The organism is Streptomyces sp. NPDC058001 (genome assembly GCF_042886315.1).
Lineage (GTDB): Bacteria > Actinomycetota > Actinomycetes > Streptomycetales > Streptomycetaceae > Streptomyces.
In genome coordinates this window covers 586133-613121 of record NZ_JBHVQT010000003.1, presented here as the reverse complement: position 1 = coordinate 613121, position 26989 = coordinate 586133, and the positions used below count along the sequence as shown (strand labels likewise).

At 70.1% G+C, this 26989-nt stretch carries 24 protein-coding genes, 2 pseudogenes and 1 riboswitch; of the genes and pseudogenes, 13 read left to right on the top strand and 13 right to left on the bottom strand.

What is annotated here, in order from left to right:
- The first annotated feature begins 52 nt into the window (after positions 1–52).
- The 7 genes and pseudogenes from ACFVT5_RS09505 (at position 53) to ACFVT5_RS09475 (ending at position 6653) form a co-directional block, all read left to right on the top strand.
- A pseudogene (locus tag ACFVT5_RS09505) lies at positions 53–490 on the top strand (RpiB/LacA/LacB family sugar-phosphate isomerase).
- Positions 491–691: 201 nt separating this feature from the next.
- Positions 692–1834, top strand: a complete 1143-nt coding sequence (locus ACFVT5_RS09500) for a PP2C family protein-serine/threonine phosphatase (protein WP_389883430.1) — start codon at positions 692–694, stop codon at positions 1832–1834.
- A 163-nt stretch (positions 1835–1997) separates the two neighbouring features.
- Positions 1998–2573, top strand: a complete 576-nt coding sequence (locus tag ACFVT5_RS09495; RefSeq protein WP_389883427.1) for a class II aldolase/adducin family protein — start codon at positions 1998–2000, stop codon at positions 2571–2573.
- Positions 2574–2630: 57 nt separating this feature from the next.
- Positions 2631–3728, top strand: coding sequence for an ornithine cyclodeaminase family protein (locus ACFVT5_RS09490; RefSeq protein WP_389883424.1), 1098 nt, complete (start codon positions 2631–2633; stop codon positions 3726–3728).
- A 108-nt stretch (positions 3729–3836) separates the two neighbouring features.
- Positions 3837–4742: an RNA polymerase sigma factor SigJ gene (sigJ, locus tag ACFVT5_RS09485; RefSeq protein ID WP_389883421.1), complete on the top strand. Its 906-nt coding sequence runs from the start codon at positions 3837–3839 to the stop codon at positions 4740–4742.
- 45 nt (positions 4743–4787) lie between these two features.
- Entirely contained in the window at positions 4788–5891 is a 1104-nt protein-coding gene (locus tag ACFVT5_RS09480; RefSeq protein WP_389883418.1) for an NAD(P)/FAD-dependent oxidoreductase, read from the top strand.
- A 111-nt stretch (positions 5892–6002) separates the two neighbouring features.
- The gene (locus tag ACFVT5_RS09475) at positions 6003–6653 is read left to right on the top strand and encodes a CatB-related O-acetyltransferase (protein WP_389883415.1); all 651 of its coding nucleotides are present in this window, start codon (positions 6003–6005) and stop codon (positions 6651–6653) included.
- On the opposite strand, the pseudogene ACFVT5_RS09470 reads toward ACFVT5_RS09475, so the two are convergent.
- Positions 6643–6873: pseudogene (locus ACFVT5_RS09470) on the bottom strand (F420-dependent methylene-tetrahydromethanopterin reductase); the annotation flags it as partial. The gene ACFVT5_RS09475 and the pseudogene ACFVT5_RS09470 sit on opposite strands and share 11 nt — an antisense overlap.
- A gap of 117 nt (positions 6874–6990) precedes the next feature.
- Positions 6991–7135: riboswitch (SAM riboswitch) on the top strand.
- A 239-nt stretch (positions 7136–7374) separates the two neighbouring features.
- Between ACFVT5_RS09470 and ACFVT5_RS09465 the strand changes: the two are divergent.
- The gene (locus ACFVT5_RS09465) at positions 7375–8124 is read left to right on the top strand and encodes a glutathione S-transferase C-terminal domain-containing protein (protein WP_389883412.1); all 750 of its coding nucleotides are present in this window, start codon (positions 7375–7377) and stop codon (positions 8122–8124) included.
- A 60-nt stretch (positions 8125–8184) separates the two neighbouring features.
- Here the strand turns inward: ACFVT5_RS09465 and ACFVT5_RS09460 are convergent, their stop codons facing one another.
- The 7 genes from ACFVT5_RS09460 to ACFVT5_RS09430 form a co-directional block, all read right to left on the bottom strand.
- On the bottom strand, positions 8185–9750 hold the full coding sequence (locus ACFVT5_RS09460) for an AbgT family transporter (RefSeq protein ID WP_389883409.1): 1566 nt from the start codon (positions 9748–9750) through the stop codon (positions 8185–8187).
- Between the two features lie 98 nt (positions 9751–9848).
- Positions 9849–10898, bottom strand: coding sequence for an alpha/beta hydrolase family esterase (locus ACFVT5_RS09455; RefSeq protein ID WP_389883406.1), 1050 nt, complete (start codon positions 10896–10898; stop codon positions 9849–9851).
- A gap of 114 nt (positions 10899–11012) precedes the next feature.
- Positions 11013–11801, bottom strand: coding sequence for a creatininase family protein (locus ACFVT5_RS09450; RefSeq protein ID WP_389883403.1), 789 nt, complete (start codon positions 11799–11801; stop codon positions 11013–11015).
- Positions 11798–12493: a FadR/GntR family transcriptional regulator gene (locus ACFVT5_RS09445; protein WP_389883401.1), complete on the bottom strand. Its 696-nt coding sequence runs from the start codon at positions 12491–12493 to the stop codon at positions 11798–11800. Before ACFVT5_RS09445 ends, ACFVT5_RS09450 begins: the two co-directional genes overlap by 4 nt.
- Positions 12494–12603: 110 nt before the next feature.
- The gene (locus ACFVT5_RS09440; RefSeq protein WP_389883398.1) at positions 12604–12810 is read right to left on the bottom strand and encodes a DUF397 domain-containing protein; all 207 of its coding nucleotides are present in this window, start codon (positions 12808–12810) and stop codon (positions 12604–12606) included.
- 409 nt (positions 12811–13219) lie between these two features.
- Positions 13220–13612: a hypothetical protein gene (locus tag ACFVT5_RS09435; protein ID WP_389883395.1), complete on the bottom strand. Its 393-nt coding sequence runs from the start codon at positions 13610–13612 to the stop codon at positions 13220–13222.
- Between the two features lie 288 nt (positions 13613–13900).
- A complete protein-coding gene (locus ACFVT5_RS09430) occupies positions 13901–14815 on the bottom strand; it encodes a helix-turn-helix transcriptional regulator (RefSeq protein ID WP_389883392.1) in 915 nt (304 codons plus the stop codon).
- 639 nt (positions 14816–15454) lie between these two features.
- Here ACFVT5_RS09430 and ACFVT5_RS09425 point away from each other — a divergent pair.
- The 3 genes from ACFVT5_RS09425 to ACFVT5_RS09415 all read left to right on the top strand — a co-directional run bounded on the left by ACFVT5_RS09425 (position 15455) and on the right by ACFVT5_RS09415 (position 19523).
- On the top strand, positions 15455–18565 hold the full coding sequence (locus ACFVT5_RS09425) for a family 78 glycoside hydrolase catalytic domain (RefSeq protein ID WP_389883389.1): 3111 nt from the start codon (positions 15455–15457) through the stop codon (positions 18563–18565).
- 125 nt (positions 18566–18690) lie between these two features.
- Complete coding sequence (locus tag ACFVT5_RS09420; protein WP_389883386.1) at positions 18691–18930, top strand: hypothetical protein; 240 nt, start codon at positions 18691–18693, stop codon at positions 18928–18930.
- Between the two features lie 8 nt (positions 18931–18938).
- Positions 18939–19523, top strand: a complete 585-nt coding sequence (locus ACFVT5_RS09415; RefSeq protein ID WP_389883383.1) for a DUF4240 domain-containing protein — start codon at positions 18939–18941, stop codon at positions 19521–19523.
- Positions 19524–19587: 64 nt separating this feature from the next.
- Here the strand turns inward: ACFVT5_RS09415 and ACFVT5_RS09410 are convergent, their stop codons facing one another.
- Genes ACFVT5_RS09410 through ACFVT5_RS09400 form a run of 3 tightly spaced genes read right to left on the bottom strand, consistent with a single transcriptional unit; the run spans position 19588 to position 22394 of the window.
- Positions 19588–20148 carry a hypothetical protein gene (locus tag ACFVT5_RS09410; protein WP_389883380.1) on the bottom strand — a complete coding sequence of 187 codons (561 nt, stop codon included), beginning with the start codon at positions 20146–20148 and terminating at the stop codon, positions 19588–19590.
- 6 nt (positions 20149–20154) lie between these two features.
- Positions 20155–21711: a sensor histidine kinase gene (locus ACFVT5_RS09405; RefSeq protein ID WP_389883378.1), complete on the bottom strand. Its 1557-nt coding sequence runs from the start codon at positions 21709–21711 to the stop codon at positions 20155–20157.
- Positions 21708–22394 carry a response regulator gene (locus ACFVT5_RS09400; RefSeq protein WP_389883375.1) on the bottom strand — a complete coding sequence of 229 codons (687 nt, stop codon included), beginning with the start codon at positions 22392–22394 and terminating at the stop codon, positions 21708–21710. The genes ACFVT5_RS09405 and ACFVT5_RS09400 overlap by 4 nt, the downstream gene beginning before the upstream one ends.
- A gap of 174 nt (positions 22395–22568) precedes the next feature.
- Between ACFVT5_RS09400 and ACFVT5_RS09395 the strand changes: the two genes are divergently transcribed.
- The gene (locus ACFVT5_RS09395) at positions 22569–23339 is read left to right on the top strand and encodes a DUF3152 domain-containing protein (protein WP_389883372.1); all 771 of its coding nucleotides are present in this window, start codon (positions 22569–22571) and stop codon (positions 23337–23339) included.
- 56 nt (positions 23340–23395) lie between these two features.
- Here ACFVT5_RS09395 and ACFVT5_RS09390 read toward each other — a convergent pair whose 3' ends face one another.
- Positions 23396–25006 (bottom strand): N,N-dimethylformamidase beta subunit family domain-containing protein, encoded by a 1611-nt coding sequence (locus tag ACFVT5_RS09390; protein WP_389883369.1) that lies wholly within the window; start codon positions 25004–25006, stop codon positions 23396–23398.
- A gap of 109 nt (positions 25007–25115) precedes the next feature.
- Complete coding sequence (locus ACFVT5_RS09385) at positions 25116–25391, bottom strand: hypothetical protein (protein ID WP_389883366.1); 276 nt, start codon at positions 25389–25391, stop codon at positions 25116–25118.
- A 152-nt stretch (positions 25392–25543) separates the two neighbouring features.
- Here ACFVT5_RS09385 and ACFVT5_RS09380 point away from each other — a divergent pair, with 152 nt between their 5' ends.
- Positions 25544–26914, top strand: coding sequence for a hypothetical protein (locus ACFVT5_RS09380; RefSeq protein WP_389883364.1), 1371 nt, complete (start codon positions 25544–25546; stop codon positions 26912–26914).
- Positions 26915–26989 lie beyond the last annotated feature (75 nt).

Genomic DNA, 26989 nt, shown 5'->3' with positions numbered 1-26989 from the left:
GACCCTCCCCACATTCCCCAACCCTCGCGACCCTCCCGAACAAGGGGTGCCCATGCGTATCGCCATCGCCGCCGACCACAACGGATTCGCCCTGAAGGCACGGCTCACGACATGGCTCGCCTCGCGCGGACACACCGTCGACGACCGGGGCGGCTACACCGGCGAGGTGGTGGACTACCCACCACTGTGTGCCGACGTCCGTCGGCGAGTGCTCGAAGGAGCGGCGGACCGATGAATCGTCCTCGGCGGAAGCGGGCTGGGCGAGACCATCGCCTGCAACAAGATCCGGGGCATACGGGCCGGGCTGTGCCACGACATCTGGAGCACCCGGATCTCACGCGGCAACAACGACTCCAACGTGCTCGTCCTCGCGGCGAAGGTACTGGGGCCTGAGACGGCGGAGGAAATCGTGGCGGTCTGGTTGGAGACGGAATTCAAGGGCGGGGTACATGCGCGCCGACTGGAGCAGATCGCCGCGCTGGAGGGGTAGAGGGGGTGCAGCCAGGGCCGGTGGAGCCACGGCCGGTGGAACGGCAGGGTGCCAATAGAGCGGCGGAGGCCGACACGTACCTACCGCGGATCATCGAGATCGCCGAGTCCCCCACCGCCCGTAACCGGTCATGTCCCGCTCGCTGACCTGCATCGGATTCGAGGGAGGCGATGCCACCGCCCTCGGCGTAGTTTTAGTGCCGTGGGTACCACTGGGTCCGGATTGTTCTCGCGGCTCTCGCGCCCGCTGTACGCGAAGCTGGCGATAGCTCTCATCTGCCTGTTCTCGCTGCTGGCATTCGACCTACTGACAGGTCCGACGATCCGGATCGGGGGACTGTTGGTAGCCGTACCGGCACTCTCGGCGACCTTTCTGCCGCCGAGGTACGTCTTCCTCGTCGTGGTCGCGACAGTACCCAGTGTGGTCATCGCGGCGGTCCACAATCACCAGCTGAACGTCGCGAACTTTCCGGTCCAGATGACCACCGTGGCACTGATCAGTATCGCCGCCGTGGTGAGCGCCTCGGTTCGGCAGCGGCGTGAACGCGAATTGGCCCAGACACGCTGGGTCGCCGAGACCGCCCAGAGTCTGCTGCTGCGGCCTCTTCCCCGGCAGCTCGGCCCCGTGGCGATCTCTTCCGTGTACATCGCGGCGGAGGAGGGAGCCACCATCGGCGGCGATGTGTACGCCGCGGTTTCCACGGAACGCGGCGTCCGTGTCCTGCTCGGCGATGTACAGGGGAAAGGGCTGGCCGCGGTCGAGATGGTCGGCTATCTGCTGCGCGCCTTCCGGCACGCGGCCAAGAACGGCACGGCACTGGCCGAGCTGCCCGACTTCCTCGATCGCAGTCTTCGCGAGGATCTCACCGACGCGCAGGACGCCGAAGCCGACGGTGCTCCGGACTCCGTGGACTCCGCCGCCGTACGCCGAGCGATGGAAGGGTTCGTCACCGCGGTGATCGTGGAATTTCTGGAGGGCGAAGCCGTGGTCCGGATCGCCAACCGGGGCCATCCGCCGCCGCTGCTCATCCACCAGGGCGGCGTCATGCGGCTCGAACCCCGGGAGCCCTCGCTGCCGCTGGGGCTCGGGGATCTGTGCGGGGGCACACAGCACGTGGATACGTACGATCTGGCGTTCGGCGACACGCTGCTGCTCTACACGGACGGCGTGATCGAGGCGCGGAACGCGGCCGGCCGCTTCTATCCCCTGGAGGACCGGCTCACCCAGTGGGTCTCGTCCGATTCGGATGAGGTGCTGGACGCCTTGCAGGACGATCTGCTGCGCCATGTGGGCACCCGTCTCGTGGACGATGCCGCGATGGTCACCTTGCGGCGAACGGCCTGACAGCTCCAGCTCCGGCTGCGTTGCTGCCGCCGGCTCGCGGATTGAAGGGTGGCAGCCAAGGTGCCGGAGGGACCGATGAGGACCCGACGCCGGGTCGTCGGGCTTCCGCACCGGGCATGAAAGGCCCGAGGAGCGCGGCCTCGCCTTCACCGTCGTCGACGATGTGCGGGAGGTCGGGCTCGACGGCACGGGGCCTGTTCACTCCGGCTGGGCTCCGCCGGGCGAAATCCTCATCCACAGCGAGGTGTTGCGGTCCCGCCCCGAAGTCACCGCCGTCGTCCACGCCCACCCGCCCGCCGTGGTCGCCGCTTCCGTCGCCGGTCTCCCCTGGCTCCCCCTGGTGGGCTCGTACGACATACCGGCCGCCCGCCTCGCCCACGAGGGCATCCCCGTCTGGCACCGCTCCGCCCTGGTGCGCCGCCGGGACCTCGCCGAGCAGATGGTGACCTGCCTCGGGGCCCGGCCCGTCGTCGTACTCCGGGGCCACGGCCTCGTCGCGGTCGGCGAGGGCGATCCGGCCCATGCCGTCGCGCAGGCCGTCACCCGGGCACTCGCCGTGAACTCGCTGGCGCGGACCATGCTCGCCGTCGCCGCCACCGGCGCCCCGCTGCGCGCGATTCCCGACGAGGACATCGCCGAACTCCCCGATCTGGGACCGGCGTTCAACGTATCGGCGATGTGGCGCCACCTCGCGGCACGCGCCGAGCACGAAGGCCCGCCCGTGCCGCTGCGCACCTGATCCACGACCCCGGCGCCGCCCCAACTCGCCGGGCGCGCGGTCCGACAGGAGGAGAACGTGCTCTTTCTCAACAACGAGGTGACATCGGCCGTTCTCACCATGCCCGATGTCGTGCGCGCGCTGGAGCAGTCCTACCGTGACCTGGCCACCGGCGTCGGCGTGTGCCGCCCCATCATCGACCTCTGCCTGCCGGTGGACGACGAGCGCGTGTACCAGTGGGGCACCATGGAGGGCGGCTCCGCCCGCAGCGGCTATGTCGCCGTCCGAATGAAGTCCGACGTACTCACCGAGACCGGTCCCCCGGGTGCCCGGACCCAGGGGAAATACTGCGTGCGGCCGGGCGCGTTCTGCGGACTGATCCTCCTGCTCGACGCCCGTACCGGTGAGCCGCTGGCACTCCTCAACGACGGAGTCGTCCAACACCTGCGGGTGGGCGCCGACTCGGCGATCGGGGCGGGGCTGGGCGCCCGCGAGGACGCCCGTGTCCTGGGCCTGTTCGGTTCCGGCGGCGTGGCGCGCAGCCACGTCGAAGCGTTCCTCACCGTACGACCGCTGGAGCGGGTGCAGGTCTACAGCCCGACCCGGGCCCATCGTGAACGGTTCGCCGCCGAAATGAGCGAACGGCACGGTATCGAGGTGGTGGCGCTCGACACACCGGACGCGGTGCATGAGGGGGCCGACATCGTGGCGGGCTGCACGGACGCGGTCGGCGATGTCGTCCTCGGACGCCGGCTGCACCCCGGCACGCATGTGACGTACATCGGCGGGCGCCCCGACGCCGAGGCGCTGGACCGCTTCGACGTGTGGCTGCGACTCGGCACCGCCGGCGTGCCCGACGCGTTGCCGTCACGGGCGACCAAGGACGAGTTCGTGACCTACCGGGCGCAGCCGGACGCTCCCGTCTGGCAGCGCCACACACCCGATCGGGGCCGCCGGCATCCACCGCGCGACGCCCCTGTCGTCCACCTCGACGCCGTCCTCGCGGGCCGCGCGCGGGCGCGCGACGACGACCGGCAGGTGACGTTCTCGGAGCGCGGCAACATCCAGGGCGCCCAGTTCCACGCCGTCGCCGCGGTCGTCTACGAACACGCCCGCGAGCGCGGACTCGGCCATGAGATCCCCCAGGAGTGGCTGCTCCAGGACATCCGGGACTGATCCACGATCCTGGATGACACAGCCGTGGCCCCGAATGTCACATTCGGGCCCTCCGCGCCGTCTCACCTCCGAGGAGACGTACGAGCGGACCAAAGGGAGTACCGGACCATGGCAGAGCTGTCCCTGTTCGAGCAGCAGTCCGACCGGCTGTGGGGCATCGCGTACCGCATCACCGGCTCGGTCGCCGACGCCGATGACGCCGTACAGGAGACATGGCTGCGATGGCAGGGGCTGCCGGACGGCGATGTGATCGACCCGCGCGCCTATCTGACGACGGTCATCAGCCGGATCTGCTACGACCAGCTCGGTTCCGCCCGCGCCCGCCGCGAGTCGTACATCGGCCCCTGGCTGCCGGAGCCGGTGCTCACGGACGCCGGTCCCGAGGACCGGGTGACGCTCGACGAATCGGTCGGGATGGCGATGCTGACCGTCCTGGAGCGGCTCACTCCCGCCGAGCGGACGGCGTTCATCCTGCACGACGTGTTCGCCGTGCCGTTCCCGGAGATCGCGGAGGTCGTCGGCCGCACCCCCGACGCCGTACGGCAGTTGGCCTCCCGGGCCCGTCGCCATGTCCGTGCCGAGGCACCACGCAGGAGCGTCGACCCCGATGAGCACCGGCGGGCCGTGGAGGCGTTCCTCGCGGCCGTCATGGGCGGTGACCTCGAAGCGCTTCTGGAGATCCTGCACCCTGATGTGGTCTGGCGATCGGACGGCGGCGGCAAGGTCACGGCGGCGCGGTTGCCCGTCGTCGGCCAGGACAAGGTCGCCCGCTTCGTACAGGGCCTCCTGCGGAGCTTCGACCTGGCGACGGTGCGGCTGGCCGTACATGAGGTCAACGGCGCCACCGGCGTGGTCCTCTCCGCACCGGCGGGCTCGCTGCCCGGGGGCGCGGTGGGAGCGCGGGGCATGGTGTTCGCGTTCACGGTGGACGGTGGACGTATCGCCGAGATCAACGCCGTGATCAATCCGGACAAGCTGCGTCATCTGGATTTCGGCGGCGGTACGGGGGTGTGACCGGCGGCACTGTCACACTCGCGGGGGCTGCGTCGTCCCCCTTGCATGACGATGACGAACAGCAGGCAGCACGTACGGGCCGTGGTTCTCGGGGCGGGCTACGCGGGGCTCATGGCCGCGCTCCGGCTGGCCCCGCACGCCCAGGTGACCCTCATCGACCCCAGCGACCGCTTCACCGAGCGGGTACGTCTCCATGAAGCCGCCGCCGACGCGCGCCGCGAGGTCACCCGACCGCTCGGCGGCTTTCTGCGCTCCACCGGAATCGAGCACCTCGCGGCGCGCGCCACCGCGATCGATCCCGCCGCCCGGACCGTCACCACGGACGACGGCCGCCGGATTCCCTACGACCGGCTGGTCTACGCCCTCGGCAGCCGTACCGCGCCCGCGGGCGAACGCGCGCACACCGTCGAGTCCGCCGCCGCCTTGTACAAGCGACTCCAGGACGGCCCCGGGCGGATCGCGGTCGTCGGCGGCGGGCTGACCGGGATCGAACTCGCCGCCGAACTCGCCGAGGTCCAGCCCCGGTGGGCCGTCAGCCTGCACGCGGGCGGTGAGATCGGCGGCGGGCTTTCCGCGGGTGGCCGGCACCATGTCCGCACGGTGCTGACCGCACGGGGTGTACGGATCGAGGAGGAACAGCACATCGCCCACGCCGACGACATCGACGCGGACGAGGTCGTGTGGGCAGCGTCGATGGTCCCGAACACCGAACTCGCCGCCGAGGCCCACTTCACGCTCGACGCCACCGGCCGTATCGAGGTCGACGGCGCGCTGCGCTCGGTCTCCCACCCGGAGGTCTACGTCGCGGGCGACGCGGCGGCGGCCAGGTCATCGAAGGCCGGCACTTTGCGCATGGCCTGCGCGACCGCCCTCCCCACGGGCTCGCACGTCGCCTCGTCGCTCATCTCGGAGTTCCGTGGCAGGGATCCGCGCCCGCTGAGCTTCCGCTTCCTTATCCAGTGTGTGAGCCTGGGCCGCCACGACGGGCTCGTCCAGTTCGTCCGCGCGGACGACAGCCCGCACGACCGCTTCCTCACCGGCCGCCCGGCAGCCCGGGTGAAGGAACAGGTGCTCCGCTCCACGATCCTCGTACTCCGCCAGGCGTCCCGCCGCCCGTGGGTGGTTCCCCTCACTCCGGGTCTGTCGTAGGCCGCTGTCGTGAGCCGCACTGAGCGACCCGGGAAAATCGGGTCGCCCGCCGCTCGGTGGTTTGCGATCATGCATCGGTTCTGTTCGCGAAGGTGAGGGAGTCGATGCGTGATGTCCGGTGTTCCCGCTGATCCGACCGTGGTGCACCCCATGCCCGACCAGACGCGTGTGGTGCTGTTGCGGCCCCTCGTCACCTCGCCGTTGATCGAGGTCGGTGAGTTCTCGTACTACGACGACCCGGACGATCCGACGACCTTCGAGACCCGCAACGTTCTGTATCACTACGGGCCGGAGAAGCTGGTCATCGGGAAGTTCTGCGCGCTGGGCGAGGGCGTGCGGTTCATCATGAACGGCGCCAACCACCGTATGGACGGCCCTTCCACCTTCCCCTTCCCCATCATGGGCGGCTCCTGGTCGGAGCACTTCGACCTGATCACCGGCCTGCCCGGCCGGGGTGACACGGTGGTGGGCAACGACGTCTGGTTCGGCTACCGGGCCATGGTCATGCCGGGCGTACGGATCGGGCACGGCGCGGTCGTCGCGTCCGGTTCGGTCGTCGTGGACGACGTTCCCGACTACGCGATCGTGGGCGGCAATCCGGCCAAGGTGATCCGCCACCGCTACGACGACACGGACATCGCCCGGCTGTTGGACGTGGCCTGGTGGGACTGGCCGATCCAGCACATCACGGATCATGTACGGACGATCATGTCCGGCAGCGTCGACGCCCTGGAAGCCGCCGCTCCGGGTGGTGCCGGCTGAGGATGAAGCCATCGGCGGCGTCGGCCTGGACGAAGTCGTTGATGGTGGCGGCGACGGTGGCCGGGGAGCCGACGAAGTTCTGCCAGTTGCCGGTCTCGATGACCAGGTCCCGGATGGACTACTTGTTGGCGGCGGCGAGTTCGCGCCACTCGCGGACGGTGGCCAGCGGGTCGTGATACATCCGTACCTGGGCGCGGCCCCGGGCGATGGTGTGCTCCCCGAGATCCGGAGTCCGCTGCTCCGCAGAGTCTCGGCCAATGCCCGGGTGACCACGTCGTGAGACTGCGGACGGCACCTTCTTGACGACTTCACGGAGCGCGATGACACTGGCGGGGACGGTCACGATTGTCAGCGCCCTCCGGGCAGGTTCGCCTGCTCGTGCGGTCATCGGCCCCGGCCCGCTGGCAGGCAACCCTTCCACCGCGACGGGGTGCCCCGGGTGACGACCGGGTCCCGTCGCAGCGGCGGGGCAAGCGTGGTCTCGCGACTCGCGAGCCCCGGATGTGGGACCGGTGGACATGGAATCGCCCTGGAACTGTCTGACGAGGCGCCTGCACATCGATCTGTCGCGCGTCTCCAGCGCCTACTAGTGCGGTTGGGTTCGAGCCCAAGAGAGCCCGACTTGGCGTAAGAGGCCCAACACACAGGCGCAGTCACTCCGTTCCTCCGCCGATGAAGTCAAATGGCGGACGGGGCTTCCTTGTTCTTTCCTGGGAGAGTCATGACCGAGACAGTTTCGCGTTGTTCCAGCGTGGCGGCCCTCTCGTCCCGCCCGCACCGTTTCCGTGGCCGCATCGGCGTCGGTCTCGCCGGCGGCTTCTACCCGGCACCCCACCGCTATCTCCTTTATCTGTCGGCGAGTTGTCCGCGCTCGTTGCGTGTCTCGATCACGCTGGACCTGCTCGGCCTGAAGAAGTCCGTCGCCACCACGGTCCTCGCCGGGCCCGCCGACACACCCGACGCGTTCGCCTCGCTGCGCCGCGCGTACGAGGCCACGTGGCACCACTACGACGGTCCGCTGACCGCGCCCGCGCTGTGCGACCGATGGAGCGGACGCGTCGTCAGCAACCACACACCCGATATCCTCCGTGACCTCGACGGCCTGGCCTTCGACGGGAACGGCGACGGCGCTGACCCGCGCATCACCCCACTGCGCCCGCCGGCCCTTGCCTCCGAGATCGATGCCCTGCGCGACCTCCTCGACCGTGACGTCACTCCGACCGCCGCCCGACCGGAGCGCGTATCGGCGACGCTGGATCTACTGAACCGTCAACTGGCCGACGCGGCCTACGTGTTGGGCGACAAGCTGACGGCCGCCGATGTGGATCTCTGGGTGGCACTCGTCCACCTCGACGCGACCCACACCGTCTCCTCGTACGCCGGTCTCCGCGCCTACGTACAGCGCCTCGGGAATCATCCAGCCTTTCATGGGGCGGTCAGCGCCGTCGGGGTGGGCCACAGGGCGGCGTAGCCCCCGGCCTCCGGGGACGGCCCGCCAGGACACGGCTGCCCGGTCCGGCGGGCGGCCGGTTCAGCGGACCGGCGCTCCCGGACCGAGGGGAATGCCGAGGCTCCACCAGACCAGGAACAGCAGGGTCCAGGCGGTGGTCATCGCGACGGCCAGGGGCAGGGTGTACGAGGTGAGGGTGCCGATTCCCGCGCTCTTCCGGTACCGCTGAAGGAAGCCGAGCGCCATCACGAAGTACGGGCTCATGGGCGTGATGGCGGTCGAGCCCGAGTCGGCGATCCGGAACAGTGCCTGCGTGGTCTCGGCCGGGACCTGGACGAGCATCAGCATGGGCACCAGGACCGGTGCCGCGAGGGCCCACATGGCGGAACCGCTGGTGACCATGATGTTGACCAAGGTCAGCAGCAGCAGGATCAGCAGGAAGACGACCAGGATCGGCATGCCGCTGTGCCGTAGCGCCTGCGCCGCTTCGACGGCCACGACATCGCCGATGCGGGTCCAGTCGAAGTAGGCGAGGAACTGCGCGATGGCGAAGAACAGCACGAGCACCGGCGCCATCTGCTTGACGCCCTCGACCATCAGCTTCGGTACGTCGGCGGGCTTGGCGACCGAGCCCGCCGACGCTCCGTAGACGACACCGACGAGCGCGAACAGGACGGCGACGACAACCGCGATGCCGTCGAGGAGCGGGGACTCGACGATGCTGCCGCCCTCACCACGCAGGGGTGAGGAGTGCGGAAGCACCACGGCGGTCAGCGCCACGAGCGCGACGACGAGGGCGGTCACGGCGCGGCGCAGTGCCGAGCGTTCCCGGTCGCTGAGGTGGAGCGCGCCGATGTCCTCCAGGTCGGCGTCCGGGTCGGGGTCGAGATCGGGCCGCTTGCTGAGGACGAAGCGGGTGACGAGGGTGATGACGGCGGCCAGCACGAGGGAGGACGCGATGTTGAAGAACCAGTTGCTGAGCGGGGAGACATAGGCGTCCTCTCCCCCGGCTATCTTCGCGGCGGCCGTGGTGATCCCGGCGAAGATCGCGTCGTTGGGCGTGGGGATCGGGCTGGCGTCGTAGCCGGAGGCGATGGCGGTGTAGGCGACGACGATGCCGAGGATCGGCGAACGCCCCACCGCGCGGAACGCCAGCCCGCCGAGAGGGACGAGGATGATGTACGCGGCGGCGGACGCGACATGGGCGACCGTACCGGCGAAGGCGACGGCGAACACGACCCAGGACGCGGGCACACGGGAGACGCCGACCTTCATCAACGCGGCGAGGAATCCGCTGCGTTCGGCCACGGCGACACCCATGATGACCACGACGATCGTCGCCATCGGCGGAAACGAGGCGAAGTTGCTGATCATCGTGGAGACGGCCATCGCGAGACCGTCGCCGCTGAGCAGGTTCTGTACGGCGACGGTCTTGCCGTCCTCGGGAGAGATGACGTCCACGTCGAGCGCGGCCAGGACGGCGCTCGCGACGGCGAGGACCCCGGAAAGGATCCAGAACAGCCAGAACGGGTGCGGAAGGGCGTTGCCCGCGCGTTCGATCACGGCCATCGCCCGCACGATGCGGGGTAGTTGGGGCTCGGGCGGCTGGGGCGACGCCTGTGGTCTCGCGGGGCTGGGGACGGACATGACGGCTCCGAACGAGGTGGGCGCCCGCGCGGAAGCGGGCGTGTGGGAAGGAAAAGAGCTGGGGGTGCCCGGGGGGCCTGCTGGGGTGCGGGCGGGACTCAGTGCCGTGGGGAGAGCGGCAGTTTGTAGTTCTTCACGAACTGCCACAGGACCTCGTGCGCCTCGATGGTCTGCGTGGTGTAGCCACCGCCGCTGTAGCTGTCGGCGCCCGGCCAGGTGTGGCCGCCTCCGGTGACCGCGATGTGCCGGACCTGCGTTCCGTTGGCACAGCCCACCCAGCGGGAGACGGTGATGTCGGGTTCGGTCACCCGGTCGGGCAGGCGCGCGGCGCAGCCGTCCCTGCGAGCCCAGGCGGCGACCCAGTCGGGCACGGCGGGCAGACCCCGGTCCTCGTCGCCGGTGTACGGGATGGTCGCGTCGCCGGTGCCGTGGAAGTCGATGACCGGTACGGGCCGGGTCGGTCGGCAGTCGGCGCCGGTCTCGGGGTAGAAGGCGCCGGCCACGGGGGCGACGGCGGTGATGCGGTCGGCCATGCGGCAGGCCAACAGGCCGGTGAATCCGGCGCCGTTGGACTTCCCTGTCGCGTAGACGCGTCGGGTGTCGACGCACAGGGTGTCTTCGAGTGCGGTGAGCAGGTCGGCGGTGAAGGCGACGTCGTCCACGCCGGGCGCGGCGTAGGGCGCGCCCTGCCATGCCTGCCGGTCGCCGTCGCCGGTGCCGATGACGCCGTTGGGGTAGGCCACGACGGCGGGCAGTGTGGAGAGTTTCGAGAACTCCTCTGTCCCGGCACCGGTGTTGCCGCGCCCGTGGAAGGCGAGGACGACCGGCCAGGCGCGGTGACTCGTGTAGCCGTCGGGCAGATGAAGCTGGTAGGTGCGCTCGATACCGCCGCTGGTGAGGGAGTTCAGGCGACTGGTGCCCGGCTGTTGGGGTGCCGGTGTGCGGCACCCGTCCGAACGGGCCGATGTGGCGCTCCGGTCGGGAGCGGGGGCGGCGTGAGCCGGTGCGATCAGGGCGGTGAGGGTCGTGACCGCGGTCAGGAGTGCGGCGGTGAGGGTGCGTCCGGCACTGGCGCGTGCCGCGCCGGAGTCGGGTGGTGCGTCGGCGTCGAGGGGCACGTCGGAATCGAGTCGTGTGGTGCCTTTCATGGCAGGCTCCTTCCGCCGGTCGCGTCCCGGCGGCCGGCTGAATGCGTCAAGGCGGATGAGGGTGCTCCTGTCCGGCGGGGTGGCCCGGAGGGTGGGAGTGGCGGGGGCCCGGGTTCAGGCGTCCAGCCATTGGGTGACGAATGCGGCGACGCGGGCGACGGCGGTGTCCACGATGGCCTGGCCGTCGCGCGCTGTGGCGTGCCGGGGATCGCCGAGCACACCGTTGGCGGTGAGGTGGTCGTAGCGCACGGTCAGGGTGGGGTGGCCGGATGTGCGGGACAGCCGGGCGAGCGGGGTGAGTCCGGTGGTGGAGGTGGTGCCCGCGGCGAGGCGGTCGGTGTGTACCAGGTGGGGTGCCAGGTGGAGCAGCTGTGCCGTCTCGGCCTCGCCGCTGTGTCCGTGGACTTCACTGACCGCCATGTCGGCGACCACGTCCGACGCCAGAGCGGTGAGCGGGGTCCAGGCGAACTGGAGATCGGGGTGGGTGGTGAGCAGGTCCTGGGCGACCGTGGTCAGGGTGGCGTTGTTGCCGCCGTGTCCGGTCAGGACGAGGATCTTCCGCCAGCCGTGCCGGTACAGACTGTCCACGTACTCGCGGACCACGGCGGCGAAGGTGATGGTGGTCAGGGTGACCGTCCCGGCGAACGCGAGATGGTGCGGCGAGACGCCGACCGGCAGGGGAGGGCCGATCACGACACGTCCGGCGAGCGTCTGGGCCACGCGCTCGGCGACGTGTTCGGCACGGATCGTGTCCGTCGCCAACGGCATGGCGGGGCCGTGCTGTTCGAAGGCACCGGCCGGGATGACCACGATCGGCGCCCGGTCCACGGCCGTTGCGGCCTCCTGGGTGGTCATCTCCGCGAGCCGCCAAGGGAGTTCCGTACGGTGGTGTTCCGTACTCACCGTGCGCCTCCGCTTCCGGGGAAGTCGGCGCGCAGGACGGCGTCGCGGATGGCGTGCAGATGGTCGCGGGTGAGGCGTTCGGCGGCGTCCGCGTCGCCTTCGCGTACCGCGGTGAGGATCTCCAGGTGCTCCGCGTGGTCGCGTTCACGGTCGTTGTAGCGGTGCCGGATCTCGATCTGGTCCCGTGCGCGGACCTGGAGCAGCGCCTCGACGGTCTCGCGCAGGAGCGGGTTGCCGCTGGCCGCGGCGAGCGCCACATGGAAGTGCACGGACCGGCGCAGTGATTCCTCGGGCGGGTAGAGCGCGTTGGACGCGGCGGTCTCCAACTGTCCGAGTGCTTCGGGTGCGCGGGTTCGGGCGGCCTCGGCGGCGACGGCGGGTTCGATGACCAGGCGTGCTTCGACGAGTTGCAGGACCGATGCGCGGGTGCTGCGCGGGAGATGCGGGTTGGCGAGAAGCCGCCGCTCGCTCCCCGGTCCCACATAGGTGCCCGATCCGTGCCGGAACTCGACCACACCGGTGGCCTCCAGGCGCCGCAACGCCTCCCGCACGGTGGGTGTGGTGACCTCGAAACGGCGGGCCAGCTCCCGTGACGAAGCCAGTGCGTCCCCGGGGGCGAGGCCCTCGGCCCGGATGATCTCGACGATGTCGTCCGCGAGACGCTCGGACAACGACTGCTCACTGCGACTCATAAAGTGAATAGATCACTTGATCAGTCGGGGTGTCAATGACCGTGACACGAGGGATCTCAGAGGATGCCGAAGGGAAGGGCGCTGCTACTCGGCGATGCGGGGCGCTGCCGCTACTCGGCGGCGCGGGTCGGCTCCGGCCCCCGCACCGCGTGGTCGACGAACGCCTGCCAGCCCGACAAGGGGAAACGGAGCATCGAGCGCGAGGGAAAGAGGGAGTCCCGGACCATCACCTGGCTGTCACTCCGGGCCACCTCGACGCAGTTGACGTTCTCGCCGTCGCTGAAAGTGCTCCTGCGCCAAGTCCACGGCTCGCCCACCAGCGCGCCTCCTCCGCTCCGTTTCGTCAGGATAACAATCGCCCGCACGAAAACGAATACGCCGGATCCTGCCAAGATCGTGCCCATCAACTGCCCCTGGACGGCGGTGATATGCGCTGCCTGGGACGTCACAGGGCGCGTGGTGTGCGCGGGGACGGCGTACTTGACGCGTTTTCCACGGTGCCCGAAGGTGACGGAGTCGGGCCCTGAACCATCTGCCGAGATAAACTGACCGCCGGAGACGGGCCTCAAGGGGGACGGTCGATGACGCGTTCGATGCTCTCGCACTCGCCTCGCGCGATGATCGCGCTGTGGACCGTCTACGCCCTGTCGACCGGCACCCTCGCCTTCGGCGCCGGATACGGCGTGGCGCGTCTGGCCGGGGCCACCGCACTCGGAGTTCTCACGGCTACCGTGGTCGTGGCGGCAGCGGGCTGGTGGGGACCTCCTCTTCTTCAGCGGGTTCAACGGGCGCTCCCCCACCGCGCCCGGACTCGGGGCCAGGCTCTTCTTCCGCGGGCCTGAGCGCTCTCCTGCGGGAGAGCAGCGGAAGCAGCCAGGTCCGCATACGAGCGACGGCGAGCACGCCCGCGCCGCAACCGGCCACGCCGAACCATCCGTTCGGGTTCGGAATGAGCACGGAGAGCAGCACGACGAAGAAGCCTCCGAGCACGGCCGGCGGGATCGTGACGACCCACAGGAGATGCACGGTCCGGGTCCGGAACGGCAGGACGTGATGAATGATCTCGTTGCAGATGTGGACCCAGGTGTCGACACTGGGACGCCTACCACGTCCTGGCATGCCCGCACCCCCGCACCCGGCACCGGCGGCAACGCGCGTCGCCGCCGGTGAGAGCCCCCGACCTGTCCATCGGTCACCTCGGTGATCAATCGTCAGAAACCGCGACTATCGGCCCAGCCGCGGGCAGCGCCCTGCCTCAAGGTCGGCTCGGTGCCGACCCGTGTCGACGTCGCGGCGACCGTGACCTGAAAAAAGGCCCGGGGGTTCGGCCGTCACTCGCGTCGTTCCTGATGGTTCCGGATGTTCCGCATGATTCCTGATGGAGCGTCAAGGCATCGCGATTGCCTGTCAGTTCGCCTCGTCCTGACCCTCCTCGCGGTCGGCTGCCGGTGCCAGATCGTCGCTTCCCTCGCCGATGTGCGCGGCGACCTGTCGGAACGTCTGGCTCATGTCGTCTCTGAGTGCCCGGTCCTCCAGGGCCCAGAATGCCTCCAGGTACTTCCCGGTGACCTCGGGCTCATTGCTCGCGTACGACTCGCCTCGCGGGTTCTCCAGGTAGACGGAGTCGGGCATGCCCTCTTCGGAGAACTCGAACAGGGTGAAGGGCCCGAGCATGCCTTGGTGGGCGCCCACGCTGAACGGGAGGATCTGGATGGTGATCCTGGGGTGCGCGGCGAGTTCCGCCAGGCGTTCCATCTGGGCCCGCATCACCTTCGGACCGCCCACCTGACGGCGGATCACCGATTCGTCCAGGACCAGGAAGAGCTTCGGACCCTCCTCGCCCTCCAGCAGCTCCTGGCGTGCCAGACGGGCTTCGATGAGGCGGTCGAGGCGCTCCGGGGTGACGCTCTGGCTGGTTCCGGCGGCCAGCGCGCGGATGTACTCCTCGGTCTGGAACAGTCCGGGGATCACGAAGAAGTGGAAGCCGCGGATGACGGATGCGGAGGATTCCAGGGCGAGGAACGCCAGGAACTCCTTGCTGAACACATCGCGGTACTCGCTGAAGGGCATCTTCCGGCTGCCGCGGGCCAGTTGGAGCAGGCTTTCGATCTTGCGGCGGTCCGTGACGCCGTACTCGTCCAGGAGCGCCTTCAGGTCGTTCACGGTCACGGCGACCTCGCCGGCCTCGATCCTGATCAGCTTCGACGGGTGCCACTCCATCTTCGTGGCCACTTGACGCTGCGTCAGTTCGAGCTTGTTCCGGGCTCTGCGGAGTTCCGTCCGGAGTCGGAGGCGCTGGACGGCGGGGCTCGGTGTGCTCACGCCTGCCACCTCCCCGGCTGGATGGTCCTAAATGCAAGATAGCAGATAGTCATATCGCCCTAACAGACCTTACTACTTGATGGGTTCACTCGCAGATCACCAGCTCACGGCGCTGCTCTCCGAGGGGTTCAGCGCAGTGAGCGAGGTCCGAAACGCGAGCTTGCAGATAGAGACGACGCAGACACGTTGGCCGCGTGTCGCGGGCTACCGTATCGGATCTCTCACACCGGAATATCCGCTCTTGCGACGACACCCACGATGTGCCACTCCGTCAGCGCCGGCCGCTCCTCGATCGATCGCGCGCGGGGGTGCGCTGTCTGCGCTCGAAGCCATGGGACGACTCGGGGCCATGGGACTCGGGGCGATGGGACGACCGGCCGCGGACCGCGGGAGATCCGAGTGCCTGCCACCAGGGCGGCGCGGTTCCGCGCGCCACACGATTCAATCGTTTCATCCCCTCCCTCAATCACTCCTGTCCTGTCCATTGACCACCCCAGCACAACAGCCGTAGCCTCCCCGTCAATTCACTGAAACCTTTCATTCGTGGGGTGGGCCATGGTCGGGGATGTGTCGCGGAGACGACTCGTTCAGCTGGGTGGAGGCGTCGCCGCCTCGGTCGTTCTGGCCGGGAGTCCGGCGGTGGCGGCCGGAGTGTCGGGCCGGGCCGGCGGGCGGCCCACCGCTCCCACCGGGCTGCTCACCGACCTCCTGCCGGATGGCGCGGTCGCCGCCATCGGGCAGCGGCCCCGGTTCAGTTGGCAGGTCCCCGACTTCGGGAACGGAACCGTGCAGCGCGCGTACAGGTTGCAGGTCGCGAGCACGCCGGACGGGTTCCACGGCAAGGGGCTGGTCTGGGACTCCGGCCGGCGGGCGTCCGCCGAGTCCACGGCGGTGGAGTACGCGGGGCCGCCGCTCCGGCCGCGTACCGCGTACTGGTGGCGGGTCAGCACCTGGGCCGAGGGTCGTTCGGACTGGTCGGAGCCGGTGCTGATGGCGACGTCCGTCGAGGACGAGTGGACGGCCGAGCCGATCTGGGCCGGGGCCGGACCGACGATGACCGACGGGACGTTCGCCACCCGGGTGAAGATCACGGCGGTGGCCGCGGGGCTGTGGTTCCGGGCGGCCGGCACGTCCGACAACTATCTGTGGCAGTTGCGGGCCGGCGCCAAGGGCGTGCTGCGCAAGCACGTGTGCGTCAACGGCACTTACACCGTTCTCGCCGAAGTGACGTTGCCGTTCGCGGTGCCGGTCGGCGAGTGGGTGGACTTCGCGGTCACGCTGCGCGGCGACACCTTCACCACCACGGTCGACGGAACCGTGGTCGACACGACCACCGACTCCCGGTACGCCTCCGGCAACGTCGGCCTGCGCAACGGCAGTACGGAGTCCCAGACCTACGACCGCGTCAGCTTCACCGCGGGCGACGGCACCGTTCTGCTCGACGACGACTTCAGCACGGACAAGGGCACCTTCACCGGCGGCAGCGTCGCGAACGGCGTCCTCACCTTCCCGTTCCGCGCCACCTCGCTGTCCTCCTACGGCTCCGACGACACCTGGGCCCTGCTACGACACGAGTACGGGCTGACCCGCGGCAAGGAAATCGCCGCCGCCGTGCTCTACGTCGCGGCCACCTCGCCGTCCCCTGCCCGGCAGTACGTCGCCAAGGTATGGAGCAACGGCACCCCGGTCGGCTTCGCTTCCGTGCGGTCCGGTACGGGCGTGGCGTACCAGGCGTTCGACATCACTCGGACGCTGCGGCCCGGCAGGTCGAACGCGCTGGCCGCTCTCTGCCACACCACCGCCGAGCGGAAGTTCCTGGCGCAGTTGGAGGTCACGTACACGGACGGCGGCCGGGTCACGATCGGGTCCGGAACGGGTTGGCGTGCCCGCCGGCAGGACGGGCTGCTCAGCGCCCGCGGCAGTGCGGGCAGCAACTTCTTCACCGTGCCGCAGGAGTTCTGGGACCTGCGGTACGAGCCGGTGGGCTGGACCGAGCCCGGTTTCGACGACCGCGGCTGGGAGACTCCGGTGGTGCGCGGCGCGATCGAGGGGCTGGTTCCCGCACTCATCGAGCCCGCGCTGCTGCACGACGTCGTCCCGGCATCGGTGACCCGAGTGGCCGACGGGCGCTGGCTGGTGGACCTCGGGCGGGAGATCGTCGGCGGGCTGTCGCTGGCGGTCAAGGGCGCCGCCGGGGACACGGTGGAGGTACGGCTCGGCGAGGAACTCAACACCGACGGCACGGTGCGGTACGCGCTGCGCGCCACCAACACGTACCGCGAGGTGTGGACCCTGCGGGACGGCACACAGCGCTTCGAGCACTGGGGCTACCGGGGCTTCCGCTGGGCGGAGTTGCGTACCTCGCTGGATCTGTCGGGCGCCGTGGTGCGCGGGCGGGCGTGGCGGATGGACTGGGACGACTCGCAGACGTCCTTCAGCAGTTCGGACCCGGCGCTCGACCGGGTCTGGGAGCTGTGCCGCTACTCGATCGAGGCGACGCGCGGCGATCTCTACCAGGACACGCCGACCCGCGAACGCGGCCCGTACGAGGGCGACGCGCTGATCAACCAGCTCTCCGAGTACGGAGTACAGCGGTCGTACGCGCTGGCCCGCTGGTCCAACGACTACCTGGTCCGCAAGGGCACCTGGCCGACCGAGTACCGGCTCATGTGCGCGCTGTCCGCCTGGGAGGACTATCTGGCGACCGGCGACGACCGGCAACTCGCCAAGGACTACGACCTGTTGGCGGGGAAGAACCTCACCACATATCTGAAGCCGGACGGCCTGGTGCACAAGGCGCCGGGTTCGAGCAGCGCGGACCTCGGCGACCTGGTCGACTGGCCGGTCAGCAACCGTGACGGCTATGTCTTCACCGAGGTCAACACCGTCGTCAACGCCTTCCAGTACGCCGCCTTCGACGCCCTCGCCAAGTGCGCCGCGGTGCTCGGGAAGAGGGGTGACGCGGCGACCTTGCGTGAGCGGGCCGACACACTCGCCGACGCGCTGCGCGGCACACTTCTGGACCGTTCAGCGGGTCGCTTCCTCGACGGGGTGGGAACCGGTCACAGTGCCCAGCACGCCACCGCGTTCCCGGTCGCCCTCGGCGTGGCCGACGCGCTGGACGCGAGCGTACGGGCCAGGTTGGGAGACACGCTCGCGGCGGGCGGGATGAAGATGAGCGTGTACGGGGCGCAGTTCCTGCTCGACGCGCTGTTCCGGCTGGGCCGTTCGGATGCCGCTCTGTCCCTGCTCACGTCGACGGCGACGAACTCGTGGCTGCACATGCTGGACATCCTCAAGGCGACCATTGTCACGGAGGCGTGGGATCCCGCGCTGAAGTCCAACCTCACCTTCTCGCACGCCTGGGCGTCCGCGCCCGCGAACGCCATCGCACGCCATGTCCTGGGCGTCCAGGTCAGCGAGGCCGGCGCGGCGGCCTTCCTGATCCGGCCCCGGACCGGCGACCTGACCCGGGTCGAGGGGACGGTGCCGTCGGTACGCGGGCCGGTCTCCGTCTCCGTACACCGCTCCTCGTCGACGCACGACGTGCGGGTGACCGTGCCGCCCAACTCCCGTGCCCTGGTGGAGGTCGAGATCGGTGACGCGGATCCGAAGGCGTACCGCGTGAAGGCGACGGACTGCCCGGACCGAGGGCCGGTGAAGGTCGGGACGGTCACCGATCTGACGGGCACCGTGCTCCGGATCGGGCCGGTCGGGTCCGGGATGACGCGGGTCGAGCGGGTCCGTTAGCCCTCACGGGTGAAGTGAGGCCGGGCGCTCTCGGCCTCACTTCGCGTACGAGACGTCCGGGGCGGTGGCGAGTCGGCGGGCGACTGCGATCACCGTCTCTCGGCGGCGCGCCAAGGCCGGACCATGTGTTCGTCACCGCCGGTGGCCTCACCGGCGCGGGCCCCCTGATCGGGCTGTCGGCCGACGACATCCGTACGACTGTCGACTCCCGGCTCTGGCCTGCCTTCGCCGCCGACCGGCTCTGCGTGAACGCCATACGCTTCGGCCGGATCGACACCTCGCTGTTGCGCTCGCGGCCGGGGCTGGATTCCGACGACGCGGGGAATCTCTCAGCCGAACGGCGTTGTCGTACCCCCCTGCCATAGTGCGGAGTGTGGACGAAGACACCTTCTGGGCCCTGATCGAGGGCTCTCAGCGGCACGATCATGATCCGGACCGGCGCGTCCAGTGGCTGCGTGAGCAACTCGTGCGCCGGCCGCTGCCCGAGATCGTGCGGTTCCAGACGCTTCTGCACGAGGCCCGCCGACCGCTCGACACCTGGGAGTTGTGGGCCGCCGCCGAATGCATATTGGGGGGCTGGTGCTCCGACGACAGTTTCTGGTACTTCCAGTTCTGGGTCGTGGGCCTCGGCCGCGAGACCGTGCGCAAGGTGGTGGCCGACCCCGATGCGCTGGCGGAGGTATCGGAGTTGGGCCGGCTCGCCGGTCGCCCTTCGCAGGCGTGGCCCGAGGACGCGTGGCCCGAGTGGGAGTCCCTGGACTATGTGGCCGGGGAAGCGTTCGAGGAGCTGACCGGCGAGGAGGACGGCCTTGAGGACGCGCTGGAGGCCGAGGGCATCGAACTGCCGTGCAACCCCGAGCCGGAGGGTGAGACCTGGGACGTACGGAACAGCGCGGAGGCGGCTCGGCGGCTCCCGCGCCTGAGCCGGATGTTTCCGCTGCCCGAGCGGGTGGACTGACGCGGGGACTGATGGACGCGGGGAGGGTGACGCCGGGGGACGTGCGTGGGCGCACCCGCGCCGCTCACTGTCGGGTCGGATCCCTGGGCTGCTCTTCCCAGACGGGCGGTGACATGGGACAGCGCTTCGTGTCCGCCGTGATGGTGATGCGGTCCACGGGCGTCGTCACCGTCAGTCGGAGGGGGGCCTTGGCGGTCGCCGGGCTCTCCAGGGCCTGAGCGGCGACGGCCGTGCAGGCGAGTTGGTCCAGGGCCAGGTCGCTGATCGGTTTCGCGTACGGCAGGTCGATCTCGACGGTGCCGGTCGTGGCGCGGACCGGTCGGGCGCCGTCGGCCGGGGGCGGCAGTTCGGTGGTCAGCAGCGTGCCCCGCTCGTCCCTGGTCGGCCCCTTGAGAAGCATCATCAGCGCGGCCTCGACGCCGACCGCGCCGTCGACGGGCCGCTCGGAGGGGAACAGTGCGCCGTCTCTGACGAAGTACACCAGCAGCGTCGCGTTGAGGCCAGTCGCGGGCTCGCCCGCCTGCACGACACCGGTGGAGGGGATGCGGCAGCCGGTGAGCAGCGCGGCGGCGGCGGTCAGCAGGGCTGCCGGAGCGAGCAGGCGCCGGGGACGTCGGGTCCTCACCGATCTTCACCGCTTCCTGTACGGGTCGTCGTCCCGCGCGGGGAAGTCGTCGTCCGGCACGTCGTCGGGCACGTCGTCCGGCAGCGGGATGTTCACTGTGAACACGGCGCCGCCGTCCGGGCGGTTGGCGGCGCGGATGGTGCCGCCGTGCAGGCGGACGTTCTCCGCGGTGATGGCGAGGCCCAGTCCGCTGCCCTCGGTCCGGGTGCGCGCTCTGTCCGACTTGTAGAAACGCTCGAAAACATGGGGCAGGACGTCGTCGGGGATCCCGGCACCGCGGTCCGAGACCTCGATCACGGCCCACACGGAAGCGCCCCGCGTCGGGGCCGTGACCGTGGTGAGGCGTACCCGGACGGGTGACGCGCCGTGCCGGAAGGCGTTGGCGACGAGGTTGGCGACCACCACGTCCAGGCGGCGCGGATCCACGCGCCCGCGCAGGGTTCCGGGCAGGGGCACGTCGACCTCCACGCGGTCCGTCCAGCCGCGCGAGGCGAGCGTACGCAGCAGGCACTCGGCGAGGTCGATGTCGTCCAGGCGGAGTTCGGCGGCTCCGGCGTCGAAGCGGGAGACCTCCATGAGGTCGTCCACCAGACGGGCCAGTTTCACCGTCTCCTCGCTGATCAGACGGACCGCCGTCGCGGTGTCCGGGTCGAGTCGTACCGCGTCCTCGTCCAGGACATCGGTGACGGCCGCCATCGCGGCGAGCGGTGTGCGCAGTTCGTGGGAGACATCGGCGGCGAAGGCGCGGGCGCGGGCCTCCATCCGGCGCAGTTCGGCGACCGTGCTGTCCAGGGCGGACGCGGTCTCGTTGAACGTGCGGGAGAGGTCGGCGAGTTCGTCGGAGCCGTTGACGGTGAGCCGGGTGTCGAAGCGGCCCTCGGCCATGCTCCCGGCCGCGCGCCGCAGCTCTCTGACGGGTCGCAGCACTCCGCGCGCCGCGAACAGGGCGAGGATCACGGCGAGGGCGAGCGCGGGCAGGACGGCGCGGGGGACGGCGGACACCAGGGCGTCCACATAGCCCTGTTCGTTGTTCTGCGAGACGACGAGGAAGACGGCGAGTCCCGACGCGCGGCGGTCTCCCTCCCACTGTCCGGACGGCGTCGCGAAGGCGATCGGCAGTCCGACGACGAGATAGGAGCCACCGTCGCGGGTGACGCGCTGGAAGACGGTCACCGCCCGGCTGTTCACCGACTCGCGCATCGCCGGGGTGAGTTCGGTGAAAGAGTAGCCCGCCGGTGAGGCCGCGCTCAGGTCACCGTAGGTGGCCAGGACCCGCCAGTTCTGGGACCGGCCGGCCCGTCCGACGTCGGCGGCGAGCTGCTGAAGGGTTCCCTGGTCCGGCGGGAAGGCCACTGCGGGCGCGAGGCCGTTGACGTGGTCGCGGAACTGTTTGACGACGGTGTCCTGGCTCTGCTGGAGCACGCCCCTGCGGGCCTCGCGGAAGGTCAGGGCACCGGTCGTGAGCGTGCCGACCACGGCGACAACGGTGAACGCGATGACGAGACGGACCCGCAGACCACGGACACGGAGGAGCTTCACCCCCGGCAGCCGGGGGAACCTCATCGGGACCTGAAGCGGTAGCCGAAGCCCCGTACCGTCTCGATGTACCGGGGGTCCCCCGCGGGCTCGGACATCTTCAGGCGCAGCCGCTTCACGCACGCGTCGACCAGGCGGATGTCACCGTGGTAGCTGTGGTCCCAGACCGCTTCGAGGAGTTGCTGCCTGCTCAGGACGCGGCCGGGTGAGGCGGAGAGAGTCAGTAGCAGACGCATCTCGGAGAGGGCGAGCGCGACCGGCTCACCGCGCAGGGTGACCTCCAGTCCTGCCCGGTCGATGGTCAGCTCGTCATGGGTCTCGACGCTGGGGACGCCGGGCGTCGCTGGGGTGCTCATTCGGCGCAGCACGGCGCGGATACGGGCCTGAAGGATGGGCGCCCGCACCGGTTTGACCATGTAGTCGTCGGCTCCGGCCTCCAGGCCGACGATCACGTCCATGTCGTCGGCGCGTGCCGTGGCCATGATGATCGGTATCTGATGCGCCGCCCTGATCCGGCGACAGACGTCGAGACCGCTCATCCCGGGCAGCATCAGATCGAGCAGGACGACGTCCGGGCGGAACGGCACCAGCCGCTCCAGCCCTTCCTCGCCGGTCTCGACGGCGGCGACATCGTGTCCCTGGCGGCGCAGGGCGAGGCGTACGCCCTCCCGTACCGCCGGGTCGTCTTCTATGAGCAGGACACGTGGCATGCGGACAGTATCCGCAAGGACTTTCGATCCGGGCCGCACGGGGTCCCATCTGCGGCGAACTGTTACGCGACGATCATATCGACCGGTATGCCGACCGGACGGACACTTGGCGCGTTATCGATTCGTTACCCGGCGACCCAGAGTCGATCACACTGCCGTCCCAGTGTCGCCGTCATGAACCATCGCGACCCCCACTCCCGCCAAGGCCGCACGACCCGCCGCCGACGCCGTACTTCCCCGCGCAGGGCCTCCGTCGTACTGGGCTGTGTCGCCTTCGTCGGTCTTCTGATGGTCGTCGGCGCCGTGGTGGGCACGGGCGACGACGGCGACACCTCGCCTTCCGCGTCCTCCGGCTCGTCCGGGAAGTCGTCGGCCCGCATCCCGGCGTCGGGGCCGGGGACGTTCACCACGGCGGGCGGGCAGGGCCGTACACACGGAGGCGGGCGGATTCTGACCTATCAGGTCTCCGTCGAGGACGGTCTCGACATGTCCGCCGCCGCGACGGCCAAGGAGGTCGAGGACATCCTCGGGAACCCGCGCGGCTGGACGGCCGACGACGCGTGGGGGTTCCGGCGCGTCGCGGGCGGTACACCGGACTTCCAGGTGCGGGTGGCGACACCCGGCACGGTCGACAAGATCTGCGGCGAGTACCACCTGGACACCGGAGGCGAGGTGAACTGCAACGTCGGTAACCAGGTGATGGTCAACCTCAAGCGCTGGCTGCTCGCCACCCCGGCCTACGCCGACGACGTGCCGTCCTACCGCGCCCTCATCATCAACCACGAGGTCGGCCACTTCCTGGGCCACGGCCACGAGACCTGCCCCCGGACGGGCGCGCCGGCGCCGGTGATGATGCAGCAGATCAAGGGCCTGCGCGGCTGCGTGACGAACGTGTGGCCCTTCACGAGCGGCGGACAGGCGATCACGGGGCCCAGGGTGCCGTGAGGCTGCGGGCACCGCGTGGTGTCGGCGGACTCGGAACGGTGAGCGAGGCCGGGGCGTCACGTCGCGTACACGTCTCGGATGTTGTTCCGTGGCGTGGGACGGGTTCTGGCGGCCGGGCCCTCGGCGAAGGCTCGGAGGAGGTTCTCCGTGGTGCGGGTGACGAACGCGCCGGTGCGGGCGTCCATGCCGTGGTTGTCGCCGTTGTCGCGGGTGCCGGCCATCAGGGCCTCGGCCCAGCGCATGGTGCCGGAGGCGAAGACGCCGGCACCGCCGGGCACGGTGTAGTAGGCGGAATCGGCGTGGCTGTCGCGGCCGTTGCACACCAGGGGCGAGTGGGCGATGATCTCCAGCTCCCCGGGCGTGGGCATTCCGGGTGTGACGCGGTCGTACTCGACGCCGACGAGATGGTCGAAGCTGTCGCCCTGCCGTACTCCGGTGCCGTCGTAAAGCCAGTGGTCCGGGCTGTGCACCACATAGGGCGCGTCGGTCGGGAAACCCTCGTAGAGGACGCCGGTCAGGGCGGACTCCGGGGCGGCGGCGGGGGCTTGGCGGAAGTCGTTGGTGGGGCGGTCCGGGTGGGCCGCGAGATACGGGTCGGTGCGGTAGTCGGTCTTGTAGCAGGTGACCGTGCGGACCGTGCCGTTCGCTCCGGGGGTGAGGCGGACCCGCCGGAAACAGGCGTTGGCGCCGAGGAACGCCACATTGGTACCGGCGTCCCGGGCACGCGTGACGTGGTCGCGCTGTTCGGGCGTCCAGTACTCGTCGTGCCCGAGGGAGAGCACGGCCGTGGCGCCGTCGAGCGTGGACGGCGTGTGGTGGACGTCGATCCCGGTCGTGTACGAGAGCGGGATGCCGAGGCGTTCCGCGAGGACGACGACGGAACGTTCGTAGACCAGGAACTTCTCGGCGCCGTCCGCATCGTAGGGCCGGTCGAAACTGACGGCGAGTGAACGGGTCGCGTAGGCGCCGTTGTCGCCCTGATAGAGGCTGGCACCACCCCAGGTGTTGTACGCCTGCCAGGTCGCCGGGGCGTGCAGGAGGACGGTGGTGCCCGCCGCGCTCGGGGAGCGGACGATCAGGGGCACGTACCGCTGGTGGCCGTGGTCCGCGTCGAGGCGCAGCAGGTACGCGCCGGGCGGCCATGACCCCGTGGGCAGGGTGAGGGTGCGCTGCCAGTCCGCCTGGACGGTGCGGGTGCCGGCAAGCACGCGTGGCGCGCCCTGGGTCTGGCCCTTGGTGTGGTCCGAGCGCCAGACGAGTCGGGCCTGCGCACCGCCGTACCAGCCGACGCGGTAGGCCGACACCTGGAAGCCGGGGGCGGTGGTCGAGACATGGAGGCCGCATTCCTCACCGGGCAGGACGCTGGCCCTGTCGGTATATCCCGCGATCGCGCCGGGCGGCCCCACGGAGCGGATCCGCCAGTCGGCGTTGCCGGGACGGGCCTGCTCGGCGGTGAGATGACCGGGGCCTGAGGGGCTGGGTCCGGAGTCGCGGGCGGAGCGAGGGCCGGTGTCGCACGCGGCGGTCAGCCCCAGGGTGAGTCCGGCGGCGGCACCCAGGAAGTGTCGGCGGTCCAGTCCCAAGTACCTTCGCGTGACGGGGAGTTGTTCACCATCCCGGGCGGCACCGCCACATTCCTTACCACCGTGTTCCCTACCGCTGTCCATGCCACCGCTCCCGCGCGCCATACCCACCGTGCCTTCGGCATGATCATCGATAGGTGTGCGGCACCGCACGACCCGGAAGGGCCGAACGCAGCAACAGGTGATCAGGCGATCAGGTGCCACCTTGAACCAGCAGGACGATGCGGTCGGAATCGAAGACCGTCCATCGTGGTGTCGGTGCGCCGGAAAGGCGCAACCGGCACAGCTCGACGCCTTCCGGATCCGTCCACCAGGCGGTGACGGTGCCGGGCCAGGGCCGGCCGGTCCGGTCGTACACCTCGACCCGTCGGTACGCCGACCGGGAGTGCCCCTCGGGCGGCGCGGCGCACAGAGGAAGCTCGCCCAGCACCGCCTCCACTCCGGCCGTGCGATGTACGACCTCGCCCATGGCTGCGCCCCTCTCCCCTCGACTGCCTCACACTCCAAGTATTGCGCAACTAAGCAACCGTCATGCGCTACCCGACACTTTCACTTGCTACATTACGCAACTAAGCAAGTGATGTCGGTGCAGACGTACCGTACGGAGGAGGAGTAATCCCCATGCCTGTCGTCCGTCGGACGCTGCCACGGCTCGGCCCGGTCCTGACCCTGGCCGTCCTCGCGCTGGTGGCCGGGTGCGCCCTGTTCGTCTCCCGGCCCGCGTATGCCGCGGGGACCGGCCTCGACACCGTGGCCGAGGCACTGAAGAAGAGCCCCGTGTACGTCGATCCGCGCGCCCGGGACCAGCTCTCCGAGTCCGACGCGGAAGACCTCGCGAAGAAGATCGAGGAGGCGGACAGGCCCGTCTTCGTCGCGGTGCTGCCCAAGGCCGCCGAGTTTCCTCCCCAGACCCTGATGCGGGACCTGCGCACCCAGGTCGGCATCACCGGCGTGTACGCCGTCCAGCTCGGCGACGGCTTCAACGCCAACGCGGACTCCTCGGCGATGTCCCGAAACGCGATCGGCAACCTCACCGGTGCCGTCAGACGCTCCCACTCCGGTGACCCCAAGGGGCTCCTCACCGCGTTCGTCGACCAGGCGACGCAGCAGGCCAAGGGGCAGGCCCCGGCCGACTGGAGCGGGTCCGAGGACGAGGAAGGGAGCGGCGGTGCGGGGGTGTTGGTCGCCGTGGGAGTGGCCGCGGCGGCGGGTGGCGGGGGCTATGCCCTGTACCGCCGGTCCAAGAAGAAGCGCGAGCGCTCCGAGTTGGACGCCCTGCGCGTCGTCGTGGACGAGGACATCACCGCCTTCGGCGAGGAACTGGACCGGCTCGACTTCCACCCGTCCGAGTCCGGCTCCGACGACAGGATGCGGGAGGACTACACCCGCGCACTGGACGCGTACGACAGGGCCAAGGACCTGATGACCGCCGCCACCCGGCCGCAGGACGTCCAGCCGGTGACCGTGGCCCTCGAAGAGGGCCGGTTCGCGCTCGCCAACCTGGCCGCGCGCCGCACCGGCGCCCCGCTGCCCGAGCGCCGGGCCCCCTGCTTCTTCGACCCTCGCCACGGCCCGTCGTCCGTCGATGTGCAGTGGGCCCCGCAGGATGGAATGCCTCGCGAGGTACCCGCGTGCACGGCCGATGCCGACCGCCTGGCAGGCGGGCAGGAGCCGATGGTCCGCCAGGTTCAGACCCCCCAGGGACCACAGCCCTACTGGAACGCCGGGCCCGCCTACGCCCCTTGGGCGGGCGGCTACTTCGGCGGCGCCGGCGGCATCCTCGGCGGACTGCTCGTGGGCACGATGCTGGGCTCGATGCTGAGCGCTCCCTCGGCCTTCGCCGACACCCCGTCCGTCGACAGCGCTCCGGACGGCGGGGAGTTCACCGGCGCCGACTTCAACCCGGGTGATTTCGGCGGTGGTTTCGGGGGTGGCGGCTTCGACGGCGGAGGCGACTTCGGCGGTGGGGATTTCGGCGGCGGAGACTGGTGATCCGGGTCGCCGATCAGCCGCGGAGGAGGCTGAACCGCGACGCGGTGCGGCGGCCAGGACGCCCCCTCAGGCGCG